Origin of the sequence: Lichenibacterium minor, assembly GCF_004137685.1 — a bacterium.
In the GTDB taxonomy this organism is placed as follows: Bacteria; Pseudomonadota; Alphaproteobacteria; order Rhizobiales; family Beijerinckiaceae; genus Lichenihabitans; species Lichenihabitans minor.
This window is the reverse complement of sequence record NZ_QYBB01000072.1, coordinates 1-12,499: the sequence shown is the minus strand read 5'-3', so window position 1 is coordinate 12,499 and position 12,499 is coordinate 1. Positions and strand designations below refer to the sequence as shown.

At 66.8% G+C, this 12,499-nt stretch carries 14 protein-coding genes and 1 pseudogene; 12 read left to right on the top strand and 3 right to left on the bottom strand.

Going from position 1 to position 12,499, the window contains the following annotated elements; all coding sequences use genetic code 11:
• Positions 1–171 precede the first annotated feature (171 nt).
• Positions 172–306 carry a response regulator gene (locus D3273_RS29750; RefSeq protein ID WP_281011418.1) on the top strand — a complete coding sequence of 45 codons (135 nt, stop codon included), beginning with the start codon at positions 172–174 and terminating at the stop codon, positions 304–306.
• Between the two features lie 549 nt (positions 307–855).
• Here the strand turns inward: D3273_RS29750 and D3273_RS25900 are convergent.
• On the bottom strand, positions 856–1,392 hold the full coding sequence (locus tag D3273_RS25900; protein ID WP_129229849.1) for an OsmC family protein: 537 nt from the start codon (positions 1,390–1,392) through the stop codon (positions 856–858).
• Positions 1,393–1,496: 104 nt separating this feature from the next.
• Here D3273_RS25900 and D3273_RS25895 point away from each other — a divergent pair, with 104 nt between their 5' ends.
• The 8 genes from D3273_RS25895 (at position 1,497) to D3273_RS28525 (ending at position 7,326) form a co-directional block, all read left to right on the top strand.
• Positions 1,497–2,378 carry a LysR family transcriptional regulator gene (locus D3273_RS25895; protein WP_129229848.1) on the top strand — a complete coding sequence of 294 codons (882 nt, stop codon included), beginning with the start codon at positions 1,497–1,499 and terminating at the stop codon, positions 2,376–2,378.
• Between the two features lie 208 nt (positions 2,379–2,586).
• Entirely contained in the window at positions 2,587–3,537 is a 951-nt protein-coding gene (locus D3273_RS25890) for a PhnA-like protein (RefSeq protein WP_129229847.1), read from the top strand.
• A 125-nt stretch (positions 3,538–3,662) separates the two neighbouring features.
• Positions 3,663–4,856 (top strand): DUF2382 domain-containing protein, encoded by a 1,194-nt coding sequence (locus D3273_RS25885; protein WP_129229846.1) that lies wholly within the window; start codon positions 3,663–3,665, stop codon positions 4,854–4,856.
• A 102-nt stretch (positions 4,857–4,958) separates the two neighbouring features.
• A complete protein-coding gene (locus D3273_RS25880) occupies positions 4,959–5,516 on the top strand; it encodes a YsnF/AvaK domain-containing protein (protein ID WP_165359703.1) in 558 nt (185 codons plus the stop codon).
• Positions 5,500–6,066, top strand: coding sequence for a YidB family protein (locus D3273_RS25875; RefSeq protein WP_165359702.1), 567 nt, complete (start codon positions 5,500–5,502; stop codon positions 6,064–6,066). The genes D3273_RS25880 and D3273_RS25875 overlap by 17 nt, the downstream gene beginning before the upstream one ends.
• A gap of 27 nt (positions 6,067–6,093) precedes the next feature.
• Positions 6,094–6,666 carry a DUF1003 domain-containing protein gene (locus D3273_RS25870; protein WP_129229843.1) on the top strand — a complete coding sequence of 191 codons (573 nt, stop codon included), beginning with the start codon at positions 6,094–6,096 and terminating at the stop codon, positions 6,664–6,666.
• A 109-nt stretch (positions 6,667–6,775) separates the two neighbouring features.
• On the top strand, positions 6,776–6,979 hold the full coding sequence (locus D3273_RS25865) for a hypothetical protein (RefSeq protein WP_129229842.1): 204 nt from the start codon (positions 6,776–6,778) through the stop codon (positions 6,977–6,979).
• A 191-nt stretch (positions 6,980–7,170) separates the two neighbouring features.
• Positions 7,171–7,326 (top strand): hypothetical protein, encoded by a 156-nt coding sequence (locus D3273_RS28525; RefSeq protein ID WP_165359701.1) that lies wholly within the window; start codon positions 7,171–7,173, stop codon positions 7,324–7,326.
• 54 nt (positions 7,327–7,380) lie between these two features.
• Here D3273_RS28525 and D3273_RS25860 read toward each other — a convergent pair whose 3' ends face one another.
• Positions 7,381–9,471: a response regulator gene (locus D3273_RS25860; RefSeq protein WP_129229841.1), complete on the bottom strand. Its 2,091-nt coding sequence runs from the start codon at positions 9,469–9,471 to the stop codon at positions 7,381–7,383.
• Positions 9,472–9,848: 377 nt separating this feature from the next.
• On the opposite strand from D3273_RS25860, the gene D3273_RS25855 reads away from it, so the two are divergent.
• On the top strand, positions 9,849–10,229 hold the full coding sequence (locus tag D3273_RS25855) for an acyl-CoA thioesterase (RefSeq protein WP_129229840.1): 381 nt from the start codon (positions 9,849–9,851) through the stop codon (positions 10,227–10,229).
• Between the two features lie 75 nt (positions 10,230–10,304).
• Here D3273_RS25855 and D3273_RS25850 read toward each other — a convergent pair whose 3' ends face one another.
• The gene (locus D3273_RS25850; RefSeq protein WP_129229839.1) at positions 10,305–10,604 is read right to left on the bottom strand and encodes a hypothetical protein; all 300 of its coding nucleotides are present in this window, start codon (positions 10,602–10,604) and stop codon (positions 10,305–10,307) included.
• Here D3273_RS25850 and D3273_RS29885 point away from each other — a divergent pair.
• Both D3273_RS29885 and D3273_RS25840 read left to right on the top strand, forming a co-directional pair.
• Positions 10,527–11,474: pseudogene (locus tag D3273_RS29885) on the top strand (YsnF/AvaK domain-containing protein); the annotation flags it as partial. The gene D3273_RS25850 and the pseudogene D3273_RS29885 overlap by 78 nt on opposite strands.
• A gap of 84 nt (positions 11,475–11,558) precedes the next feature.
• On the top strand, positions 11,559–11,759 hold the full coding sequence (locus D3273_RS25840; RefSeq protein ID WP_207210907.1) for a DUF2171 domain-containing protein: 201 nt from the start codon (positions 11,559–11,561) through the stop codon (positions 11,757–11,759).
• Positions 11,760–12,499 lie beyond the last annotated feature (740 nt).

Sequence of the window (12,499 nt, the reverse complement as noted above, 5' to 3'; positions counted from 1 at the left end):
CATGGCCGAGTTGCTGGCACGCCTCATCAAGGAAGCGGCTGTCCCGACGCGTCGGTAGGTGGGGTCGTCTGAAGCGTCCATGCAGTATGCCTGACCCGTCCAGCAAATTGGCGATGCGGCACGTCCACCGATCCAGGCGTGCGGCGTCGCGTTTGGGAATCGGGACTCAAAGTGCTGTTTATCACCGGCTATGCCGAGAACGCCGCGGTGGGCAACGGCCACCTCGACCCCGGCATGGCGGTCTTGACCAAACCTTTCGCCATGGACGACCTCGCCGCCAAGATCCGGGCGCTCATCGAAGGCTGACGCCTACTGCGTCATGCCGCTCAGCCTTTGAGAGCCTCCGGTCTGCGGTGCCCTGGAAGCCTCTCCCGGAGGTGACCCAACCCCGTTTGCGTCCTGCCCGGCCTCTCGGGCGTCTCGGCGCAGAGCTTGGCGTTGAGCGGTTTTGTACGCGTCGGGCACTGATATTCGCGGGGCGGGCACACGGTCTCCGGTCACGGTCGTGAGGATCCGTCACGTGCGTTCGGGAACGGCGCCATGCCGGGTGTTATAACCCCCTACCGATGTGGCCGTACCGAGCCACCGCGCCATCAGTCCCGACCTGAAGGGCGGCTCCCGATCCGGGGCGTACATCTCGCATATTGTTCAAAGGGATCGGCGTCTGAGCGAGTCCTGGTCGCTCATCGGCGCCTATCCAAGGTTGGTCGGCCCGGTCTCACGTCGACCCCGCGGGTCTATCGGCAGGCGCGAGGAGGCACACGTAGTCGGGCGCGTGTCTTCGTCACCAACATAGGAGAGGATGACGTCGAGCCAACCTACGAGCCGGACACGGTCATCGATATCGGTCAAGCGTCACGATCCGTCCTGACGGTCCACCAGCGAGACGACGAGGTCCACGGGGTCGTGGAGCGTGTTCGCCACCGGTGACCAGAGGACGGCGTAGTCGACCAGCGCCTTGAGGACCTCTCGGGGCACGTCGGCGTCGATGTGCACTTCGATGGCGATGGACTGGAACCCGAGTGGCCGCGCCCGCCTGGAACCGGTGCCCCACAGCGCCGCAGGGTCGACGTCGCCGTGGCTGTGAACCTCCAATCTCCTGAGGGGTATCCCGCGCGCCACGGCGTTGGCCTGGATACCGACCGTGAGGCAGGCGCCCAAGGCGGCGAGCAGCATTTCGGAGGGGTGGGGCTCCTGTTCCTCGCTCAGCAGGGTTTCGTCGCCTGCCTGTGCCGCGCCGCTTCCCATGGGTGCGAGGTCGCGGATGTGGTGACGTTGCCGGAGTTGTGTCGTCGCGATGGTGCGGCAGCGAAGGGTCCGGGCGTGGGCGGAGGTCGGCTCGCCCGGCCTGGCCTCGTCGAGATGGAACACGTCGTCCGTCAGGTCTGTCACGCAGTCTCTTCCGTCAGGAGGGCCAACGACGTACAACTCCGACACCCGATCCCCGGCTCGAACCGAAAACGCGTTCCGGGTCAGCGAAAACGCATGGAGCCGTCTTGCTCGATTGGGACGACTTGCGTTTCTTCCTCGCCGTCGCGCGGCACGGCAGCCTCACGGCGGCTGCGAAGGACCTTCGCGTCGCGCAGTCGACGGTCGGCAGAAGGCTCGCCTCGCTGGAGGAGAACCTGTCCGTGCGCCTGCTGCACAGGACGCCTGACGGCTACCGCCTGACGCTCGCCGGAGAGACCGTGCGGAACCAGGCGGAACGGGTCGAGGCCGAGGCCCTCGCGGTGGAACGCAACGTCGGCGGCCACGACGAGAAGCTGCAGGGAAGGGTCAGGGTGTCCTGCACCGAGACGCTCGCCGTCCACGTCCTCGCGCCCTGCTTCGTGGCGCTCCAGCACCACCACCCGGACATCCAGGTGGAACTCGTGCCGAAGCCGCTGGAGGTCAGCCTGTCCATGCGCGAGGCGGACATCGCGGTCCGGCTCGCCCCCTCGGACCGCAACGACCTCGTGGTGCGCCGGGTCGGACGCATGGCTTTCGGGCTCTACGCGTCTCCTCTCTACCTGCAGCGCCACGGAATGCCCGACTTTACGGCGAGGTGCTCCGGCCACCGCCTGATGACGTCGTTGGACGACGTCGACGGTGACGAGCAGGAGCGCTGGGCCGCTGAACTGGCGGGGCGAGCCCGTCCGGGCCTGCAGACGAGCAGCCACGAGGCCTTGGTCGTCGCGGCGCGAAGCGGCGGCGGCCTTGCCTGCCTGGCCCGCTTCAGGGCCGACCCAGACCCATCCCTGATGTGGCTGGACACACCCACCCCACCCCCTCCGGCCGACATTTGCATCCTCGTCCACAAGGACAGCCGGTCCACGCCCCGTATCAGGGCGACGTTGGCCGTCATCGGCGAGGCAGTTGGCGCCATGCTTCCGTGCTGAACGGCCGAGAATGCGTCGCCGCATAGTGGGTCAGCATTATTCGCCCGCACCCTTTTGGATTCACATCGGTTAGGCCGTTATCGCTGACATGGGGTGCCCGCACCGGGCGTCCCCGTGAACACGGCGGTCAACGTCTCCCGAAACCGACGCATCCATCGACCTTCCAGCCGGAGGGAACGAGTTCGCGCACACCTATAGGCCCCCATTCATGGCGACCACCACCGCAGACGTCTCGCACACGCGCGGCGACCCGAACCTCACTCCTGTAAGCCCCGAGGACGACGCCCGCACCATCCTGGTCAACAATGTGTCATGGGGTGGCGTGCTGGCGGGCGTCGTCGCCGGTCTGGTGACGCAGCTCATCCTCAACCTGATCGGAGTCGGCATCGGTGCCTCCACGCTCAACCCGATGACGGGCGACAACCCGACCGCCAGTGGCTTCTCCATCGGCGCGGGCATCTGGTGGGCGCTGTCGGGCATCATCGCGGCCTTCGTGGGTGGCTACATCGCGAGCCGCCTGTCGGGTCGCCCGAAGGCCTCCACCGGCGCTTGGCACGGCCTGACCTCCTGGGCGCTGACCACGCTGGTCGTCTTCTATCTGCTCACCACGGCGGTCGGCAGCCTCATCGGCGGTGCCTTCAACACCGTCAGCGGCGCCATCGGCGGCGTCGGCCACGCAGTTGGCACCGCGGCTCAGACGGCCGTCCCGGCCCTGTCGCAGGGTACCGACCCGGTCGGCGCCATGCAGCAGGCCCTGTCGGCTCCGGCCGCCAATGACACGGCGGCGGCGATGAAGGATGCGACCACCTCGCTCGCCAAGGCCATGGTATCCGGTGACGACGCCCAGATCGCCGACGCCCGCGAGAAGGTCGCCCAGGCGATGGCGAAGCAGCAGAACATCCCCATCGACCAGGCCCGCGCCCGCGTCTCCGCCTACGAGACCCAGTTCCGGGACAAGGCGGCCCAGGCGAAGCAGCAGGCGGCCGAGGCGGCCGACGTCGCGGCGAAGAGCGTGTCGCGCGGCGCCCTACTGGGCAGCCTCGCCCTAATCCTCGGCGCCATCGCGGCCTGGTTCGGCGGTAGGGCCGGCACGGTCGATCCGACCGTCACGGCGCAGTTCATCCGCGAGGTGCGCGTCCGCGGCACCTCGGCAAAGTGATCTGACTTCATCAACGACAACCCGAACGACGCCCAGGCGCCGTTCGGCTCCCAGCTAGGGATGCGGGGCTATTTCCGGGCTTCGCCGCAAGACTTTCCACAGCTCGAACCACAAAGGGGAACACCATGGTTTCCACCCTGCAGAAGCACACGATCACCGCCTTCTATGAGAGCCGTGACTACGCCGACAGCGCCGCCAACAAGCTGCGGACCTCCGGCGTGGCCGCGACGGACGTCACCGTATCGCCCGACAGCGCCCGGGACGAGTACGGCATGTACGGCGACGACACCGCCTCGGCGACGAAGAAGACCGGCTTCTGGGCCTCACTCGAAGACATGTTCGGCGGCACCGACGACCACCACACCTACGCCGAGGGCGTGCGCCGCGGCCACGTGCTGCTGACCGCCCACGTCACCGACGCCCAACTCGACCGCGCCATCGCCATCGTCGAGGAGCACGGCTCCATCGACCTCGACGAGCACGAGGAAACGTGGCGTAGCGAGGGTTGGACCGGCGCTCCCGCGACGACCTCTTCCTCGGCCGCCACGTTGGCCACCGCAGGCGGCGCCATGGGCATGGCGCTGGCCGGGAACACCGCAGCGACGCGCGTCGTCGAGACCGAGGTCGTCACCACCCGGGGGCCTGTCGTCGCTCCGGTCGCCAAGGCCCCAATGCCGGTCGCCTCGAAGCCCGTCGTCGCCGGCCGTGGCACCGAAGACGTGGTGCAGGTTGTTGAGGAGCGCCTCAACGTCGGCAAGCGCGCCGTCAGCCGCGGCAAGGTTCGCCTGCACAGCTACGTGGTCGAGCGTGAGGTGTCGGAGAACGTCACCCTGCGCGACGAGACGGTCAGCATCGAACGCCACGCCGTCGACCGTCCGGTCGCGGCCCTGAACGCGGATGCCTTCAAGGAGCGCACCATCGAGATGGAGGAGATCGACGAGGAGGCGGTGGTCGGCAAGACCGCGCGCGTCGTCGAGGAGATCGGCATCCGCAAGGACGTGTCCGACCGCACCGAGACCATCCGCGACACCGTCCGCTCGACCAAGGTCGATATCGAGGACGGTCGCACCGTGGGCACCGCGGCGACGGGCTTATTCATGTCGAGGCTCGTGAAGGACGTCGAGGTCGTGGGTTCTGACGGCGTGCATGTCGGCGTCGTCGACCGCATCGACGGGACCATGATGAAGCTGAAGCGCATGGACGCGGCCGCCGGCGGCCAGCACCACCTGCTGCCGACGGACCTGGTGAAGTCGGTGGACGGCAAGGCTATGCTGAGCGTCGCGGCCGCCGAGGCCATGCGTCGCTGGAAGGCAGCCTGATCCAGATACGGTTTCCGGCTCGTTGCCGGAGGCCACGACGTGTACAGCCCGGCAGCGATGCCGGGCTGTACACGTCACCCTCATCAGGATCGAAGTCAGACCATGTCCGACACGTCAGAAGTGCCCGGTCAACAGCCGGGAAAACCCGTCCTCCTCGACGTTCTTGATCCGTCCACGGATGGCACATCCGAAGTCGTTTCCGTCGCGACAGAGAGCGACGATGTCCTCCAGGTCGTCGAGGAGAGTCTGACTGTCACGAAGCTGCGTGTGTCGACCGGCGGCATGCGGATCGGGACCCGCACCGAGGTCGTTCAGGCGGTCGCTGAGGCCGAGTTAGACCGATACCGTGTCGAGGTCACGCGAGTGCCGGTCGGCCGCGTCGTCGTCGAGGCCCCTAAAGCCCGGGCCGAGGGCGACACCACCATCGTGCCGGTCATGGAGGAGCGCCTCGTGGTCGTCAAGCAGCTCTTCCTCGTCGAGGAGGTGCACATCCGCCACGTGTTGGAGAGCCACGCAGTGCGCGAGGCCGTGACCTTGCGCCGCCAGCATGCGGTCGTCGAGCGTCTCAACCGGCAAGGTACGGCGTCTGCCGATGAAGCGACACCAGAAGAGGGCGCGGCGTTTGCCGCCGAGGGAGGACACCATGGGTCTACTGGATAGCATTCTGGGTCAGGTGAGCGGTCAATCCGTGAACTCCACCACGTCCGGCTCGGGCGGCGGCGCGGCGGCGCTCATGCCGGCCCTGATGGCCATCATGGCGGCTAAGTCCGGTGGCGGAGCCGGAGGGCTCGGCGCCCTGGGCGGCATGCTGGGAGGCGCCGCAGGGTCGGCTTCGGCCGGTGGCGGCATAGGCGGCATGCTGGGTAGCCTGATGGGCGGCGCGCAAGGCGGTCAGGCCGGTGGCCTCGGCGGCATGCTGGGCGGTGGCGGCCTCGCCGGCGGCCTCGGGCAGTTGCTGCAGTCGTTCGAGCAGAACGGACACGGCGCGGCCGCGCAGTCCTGGGTCGGCGAGGGCGCCAATGCGTCGGTATCGCCGGAGCAGGTCGGGCAGGCTCTCGGGCCCGACATCATCGATCAACTGGCGAGCCACATTGGGATGTTGCACGGCGACGTCATGAGCCATCTGTCACAAGTGCTGCCGCAGGCCGTTCACCAGCTCACGCCGGACGGCCGGTTGCCCACGTCGGACGAAGCCTCGCAGTGGGTCTGATCCACGCCTCTTCGATGGGGGGCGGCGATGCCTGAGGAGACCCGGGCACCCATCCTCCCGGCCCACATCGACGACACGGTCCGGGCCATCGCGCGCCTTCATGCCGAGCATCAAGGCGAGGCCACAACCTCGCAAAGGCTCGCCGAACGACTCACGGCAGGAGCCGGGCGGCCACGGTCCCTCATGCTGCTGACCGTCCTCATGGTCGGCTGGATGGCCGTGAACCTCGCCGTGGGCGCCCTGGGTCACAAGCCCTGGGACGAACCACCTTTCGCGTGGCTGCAGGGCGCGACCGGCGTGGCAGCGCTTTACATGACTATCCTGATCCTGGTGACGCAACGGCGTGAAGATCAGCTCGCCAGCCACCGGGAACAACTGACGCTCGAACTCGGCATCCTGAGCGAGCAGAAGGCCGCGAAGATCATCGAGCTGCTGGAGGAACTGCGTCGCGACATGCCCCACGTTCGCGACCGCATTGACGACGAGGCCGCCGCCATGTCGGCACCCGCGGATCCCGAGGCGGTTCTCAACGCCATCAAGGAAACGCACGACGGCATGCTAGCGACCGGTACAGAGCCGGCCAACCCCGAGGGGACGTGAGTCCGTCCATCCGTGCGATGCGCCAGTGCATCCACGCCATCCCGAAGACCCCGACATTAACCCTTTGCGCCCCGCCATCCTTCTCCTCGCCACGGTGCTCCTCCCATCGATGGCGCTCGCCAGCGAAGCGGACGTCAGTCCCGCCTTGCGCGCGCAAGCCGAGGCCGTGTGCAGGGACGACGCCTTCAGGCTCTGTGCGGACGCGATACCGAACGAGGCAGCCATCCTCGCCTGCATGCGCCCCAAGCGGGCAATGCTGACGGGCCCCTGCCGCAAGGTCTTCGACAAGGTCGTGCAGGACGTGCGACGCTGATGCCCACGCCGCGCTCAAGGGACGACCGTCAACGGCTTGTATCGGCCGAAGCTGCGGTCTGTTTCGTCGAGGGCTGAACATCGATGACGGAGCGAAAAGGTTCGTGTTTCGACGATCCGGGAACCCGCGGCTCGGCAAGCGACGCGAGGCGACAGGCTTTCCTCGAACGCCGTTAGGCTTCCGCCAGGACGGTGTTCGTCTCGCGTGCGTCGCCACCCAGCAAGGGCTTTCGATGGGAGATCCGCCGCTTCGGCACGTTCGTGCTCAAGGGTAGCGAGGGCGAGTACGAGACCGCGACCGCCGCACGGGTCGCCGGCGAGGAGGCCCTCGCCCAGTGGACCGATTGATCGCTTCTTCCCGTCCTTCCACCGGTGCGCCCCATCGCTGGGGGGGAACCTTCCTCAGGCCACGGTGTGGTCGTCGCCCGCGCTCGGGACTAGGACACGCAACTCCGCTGCGACATCCCGCAGGCTCGTCGTTTTCGTCAAGATGCGGTCGGCGTCGTGCAGCCGTCGACGGTCCGCCGCTGAAATGTCCCTGGCGCTGAACACGATGACTGGGATGTCGGCACATCCGGGCTTCCCGCGTAGGTCGTGCAGGAATTGAAACCCGTCCATCACCGGCATGTTGAGATCGAGCAGGATGGCGCGCGGCGGCCCGTGCATCACCTTGACCAGCGCGTCCTGCCCGTTGACGGCCTCCACCACGCTCCAGCCCTGACGCAGCAGGGTGGCCCTGAGGCGTTCCCGCACGCCCGCGTCGTCGTCGACGATCAGCACATCGCCTTCCGCGTCGCGGAAACGTTCCATGACGCCCTTCAGCTTGTCCCAGCGCACCGGCTTGTCGACGTGGTCGGCGGCGCCGAGCGTGGCGCTGAGGCCGCTGTCGTCGTGGAACGTCACCATGACGACCGGGATCTTTGCCAGGTCCGGGTCCGCCTTCAGCGCGGTCAGCACCGCCCAGCCGTCCACGTGTGGCATCATCACGTCGAGGGTGATGGCACGCGGCTTAATCATGCGGGCGATCTCAAGCCCGGTCTGGGCATTGGTGGCGGTGCGGACGTGGAAGCCCTGCCGCTCTAGAAACTTCACCATGAGGTCGAGCTGCGCGGTGTCGTCGTCGATGACCAGCACGGTTTGACGCTCGTCACCCTCCTCGCGTCCTGGCACGGGAGACCCGTCCTCGTAGTTGCGCTGCTCGGGCATGTAGGCCGGCAGGCGGAGCGTGAAGGTCGTCCCCTTGCCGTAGGTGCTCTCGACCGAGATGTCGCCGCCGAGGAGATGGGCGAAGCCGCGGGTGAGGGCGAGACCGAGGCCCGTGCCGCCGAACTTACGCGTGGTGGACTCGTCGGCCTGGGAGAACCGCTGGAACAGGCGCCCAACCTGCTCGGCCGTCATGCCGATGCCAGTGTCCGACACGGCGAACACCAGGGCCGCCCCGTCCATCTCGCCCTCGCGGTGGACGCGGAGCGTGACGGTCCCCTTCTCGGTGAACTTCGAGGCGTTGCTCATCAGGTTGAACAGGCACTGACGCAGCTTTACCACGTCGGTGTGCATGGCTCCGGCGTCGGGCGCGATATCGACGACGAGGGTGTTCTCCTTCTGCGCCACCAGGGCGCCCACGGTCGCCGCGGCCTGTTCCACCAGGGACCGGACCTCGACGTCCTCAGCGTAAGTGTCCATGCGGTTTGCCTCGACCTTGCTGAGGTCGAGCACGTCGTTGATGAGGCTCAGGAGATGGCGGGCGTTCGACTTGATCTTGCCGAGGTCGGTCAGCAGCCCCTGCTCGCCGAGATCCTCGACTTCCTCCTCCATCATCTCGCTGTAGCCGATGACGGCGGACAGCGGCGTGCGCAGCTCATGGCTCATGTTGGCGAGGAAGGAGCTCTTGGCCTGGTTGGCAGCCTCGGCGGCGTCCTTCGCCCCCTCGGCCTCCGCCTTGGCGGCGAGCGCCTCGTCCTTGGCGACTTCCGCTTCCGTCTTCGCCGACAGCGCTGCGTCCTTGGCCTGCTCGGCCTCGCCTTGCGCGGCTTCCGCCTCATTCCTCGCGACCTCCGCCTCGTCCCTGGCCATGGCGAGCGTGGCCTCCCTCTGCGTCAGGGCGGCATTCAGGGTAGCCATGGCGAGCAGGGCTTCCTCGTTGTCCGTCACGACCTTGCGCAGGGCCTCGCAGACCAGGACCATGCCGGTTCCGACGACGATATACTGCGCGAGGGCGACCACTTGGCCAAGCGAGAGTTCGCCGTAGGGCGGAGCGCGCCAGAAGAACCACGCCGCGAACACCGTAGACAAGACCATGCCGACCAGGGCCGGACCGCGCCCAAGGGCGACGCCCACCACGAAGATCACAGGCATGTAGAGGAGGAACGGCGCCGTATCGAGCGGCACGAATTGCCTGAATAGGCTGAGGAGCCCGATGACGACCACCGGGAGGCCGTACCGGACCGCAAACGTCGACTGGCGTCGGGACAGGTATCGCAAGAACTCGTGCACGGCCGTGCTCGCCTGATTGAGGGAGCGACGGAAGGAACCGGCATGCGCCGTACCTCCTCGTCCCGATATCCTGCACGTCGGGTCACCGACCGGAACGGCACTCCGGCAACCTAGGCGGAACCGAGATAGGAAGATACCTCGTCGCTCCAGGCCAGCGTCGCGACGGTCCGCCTACACGCGAGCGACGGGCAGAGCGAAGCCGACACCGCGGGTCACGGGCCACGCGCGAGGGCGGATCTCGTTTTTCGCAGCCGTATCGGTCCTGTCTGTTGGGCTAGGCTTGCGCTGCCAGCCGCCGTCTACCCAATATAGGTTCGCCTTTCGCACCCTGCGGTTCGACCACGTGCGAAAGGCATCGTGACCGGGAGCATGCCGACATGACGGAACGACCCTCTCAGCCGCCCGAAGCGCCGCTGCTCCGCACGGTCGCGATGCCATGCGACACCAACGCGAGCGGTGCCATTTTCGGTGGCTGGATCCTTTCACAGATGGACCTCGCCGGAGGGACGTTCGCGGCGCGTCGGAGTCGGGGACGGGTGGTCACCGGCAGCATCGAGGCCATGCGCTTCATCCATGCCGTCGAGGTCGGCGACGAGGTGAGCTGCTTCTGCTCCTTGGACGGCTCGGACGAGAAATCCTTGACGGTGAAGATCGAGACTTGGTCGCAGACCCGCGACGGAAACGATGCCGAGAAGGTGACCGAGGGGCTGTTCACCTACGTGCCCGTCGACGACGCGGGCAAACCGCGTGGGTTCTGAGGGGGCTGACGCTCCCGACCTGCCGCGAAGCATCGCCACGACCGGCTTGGTCGCGGGCAATGCTTTGCCTTCTCCTCAATTCGCCCGACGGCCGCCGTAGGTGGCGAACGAGGCGAGGACCTTTTCCGACTTCTCGTCGTCGGTTTCCACGGAAACCCTGAGACGGCCCCTCAAGGCCGGACTGCCCGTCGCGCCTGCCTTTCCGTGCCCATCCTCCGTATCGCTGCCCGCGACCTGGGCGCCCGCGCTGTTCTCGTCGGAAACGGGCGCGATCAGCACGGCCCCCCTGTCGATCCCATGCTCCTGGACGATGTGTTCCACCGCCATCTCGGCGTCGCGTCGGGCGTCGAAATCGGCGGACAGGGACATGGCCATCGGCGTCATCCTTCTCGTCTCATCGCAACGGGCCCGCGGCACGTCGACGACGGCCGGGACCCCTTGAGGTGGCATACCGGCGGCAGCATCTCAATCCACCTCCTCGTCCATGGTGCTGCATCTCCGACGGGACGTCTTGGGCCGGTCCGCCCGAGGGCCACGGAACCGGGACCGTGGGACCTTTCATCCTCGAACGGGTTTCGCCCAGGTGCAAGACGGCTGCATCGGCGCAGCCCAGGCATCGATCATGGAGCCACCAGGATGTCGAACATCGACGTAGCCCAATGGCTGGAGCAGTGGGTGGAATCGTACCTGGGTGATCGAGCCCACGTCGGTTCTAAGGCGGAGACGCACGATCAGGCCAAGGCCTGCGTCGAGGAGGCCTTGGCAGCCGGCATCTCGGTCGCCGAAGTGAAGGACGCCGCAGATGGCGATCTGGAGGCCTATCTCGTCGAGCGTCGGAACAGGGCAGCGGATCGGGGTGAAGGACGTCCGGACACGACGGGGATCCTCCCCTCGCCAGCGGTCGTCCCCTCCCGGTCTGACGAGGTCATATCGGTCTATGAGGAACGGCTCGAAGTCGGAAAGCGCGATGTCAGCCACGGCAAGCTTCGCGTGCAGAGCCATGTCGTCGAAACCGTGGTCGACGAGCGGGTCAGCCTCCGGAGCGAGACCGTTCAGGTCGACCGTCGCCCGGTGGACCGTGCCGTGGACATGGCCGATGACCCGTTTCGAGATCGCACCATCGAGCTTGAGGAGTTCGCCGAGGAGGCGGTCGTCTCCAAGCAGGCGCGTGTCGTCGAGGAGATCTCCTTGCGCAAGGAGGTCCACGACCGGACGGAGACGATCCGCGACACCGTGCGGCATACCAAGGTGGAGATCGAGGACGGACGCGTCTCAGCGGACGTTGGTGGCGTGCTTGGGGTCAGGGAGGGCAGCGACAACGGTCGCATCATGGAGCACATGGAGGTGTTCGCCTCCGACGGCACCAAGGTCGGCACGGTCGACCACATGGAAGGCTCCGACCGCATCAAGCTCGCCAAGAGTACCTCTCCCGATGGTGAGCACCACTTCGTGCCTCTGACGTGGGTGGACCACGTCGACCAGCATGTTCACCTGAATAAGACCGTCTCGGAGATGAAGTCCGGCCGCTGACGCACCAAAGATGACCAGTCGCTGATGCCTACGGCTCGGCGGGTGGTCTGAGGCCCATGCAGCCGGTGGACTAATGGAGAAGCGATACACGGCTAAAGGGCCATCGTGCCGCTGGCGTCATACGGCTCGGGAGAGGCGTAGGACGGAGCGTGTCGCCCTAAGCCGGCCCGGCCTTGAGCAGATGGGTCGGGAAGGCGCCCAATACGACGGGCGGTGCGGTCCCAACCTGTCCGACCTGGCCAGCCTCCTCTTTTCTCGCGCGAACGACCGCGGCGGCGCGTACGGTGGTTACGTCCCCTCGCACGTGAGTGATTGTACAGGTCGCGCCCGGTGACGCCTTGTAAGTCGAGGTATGCATGCCGGCCGCCAAGCCAAATCTGTCGTCACTCCCAGCATTTCCCTGGTAAACCCGTTGCGGTTGACACCAGGGCGCTCAGTGCATCCACCAAGGAGATCATCCGACTGATGAATGAGCGATGACCGGCAGTTTGGCCGAAGACTGGCCGGAGTTACCGACTGCGCATCGAATTGTGATTCACCGGTCGTAGGGCCACCCTCCGGCCCCAGGATTATGTCTTCGGTTTTACGGGCTGAATAGCGTTCCGTGCCTTGTTCAGTGGAATGGCGTACGCTACGTAGACTTGCGGGGTGGACGGCTACGTCGTAATTGCTCACGAGGTCGTGCTGCCGTTCAGGCCGGCACGGCGATTGGCTGGCCTCGCAGCGTGAGGCGGATGGCA

Coding starts and splice junctions, on each gene's coding strand:
- D3273_RS25890 (WP_129229847.1), top strand. CDS start 2,587: ATGGCGACCACCACCGCAGACGTCTCGCACACGCGCGGCGACCCGAAC.
- D3273_RS25865 (WP_129229842.1), top strand. CDS start 6,776: ATGGCGCTCGCCAGCGAAGCGGACGTCAGTCCCGCCTTGCGCGCGCAA.
- D3273_RS25880 (WP_165359703.1), top strand. CDS start 4,959: ATGTCCGACACGTCAGAAGTGCCCGGTCAACAGCCGGGAAAACCCGTC.
- D3273_RS25875 (WP_165359702.1), top strand. CDS start 5,500: ATGGGTCTACTGGATAGCATTCTGGGTCAGGTGAGCGGTCAATCCGTG.
- D3273_RS25850 (WP_129229839.1), bottom strand. CDS start 10,604: ATGGCCATGTCCCTGTCCGCCGATTTCGACGCCCGACGCGACGCCGAG.
- D3273_RS25855 (WP_129229840.1), top strand. CDS start 9,849: ATGACGGAACGACCCTCTCAGCCGCCCGAAGCGCCGCTGCTCCGCACG.
- D3273_RS25870 (WP_129229843.1), top strand. CDS start 6,094: ATGCCTGAGGAGACCCGGGCACCCATCCTCCCGGCCCACATCGACGAC.
- D3273_RS25840 (WP_207210907.1), top strand. CDS start 11,559: ATGGAGCACATGGAGGTGTTCGCCTCCGACGGCACCAAGGTCGGCACG.
- D3273_RS25885 (WP_129229846.1), top strand. CDS start 3,663: ATGGTTTCCACCCTGCAGAAGCACACGATCACCGCCTTCTATGAGAGC.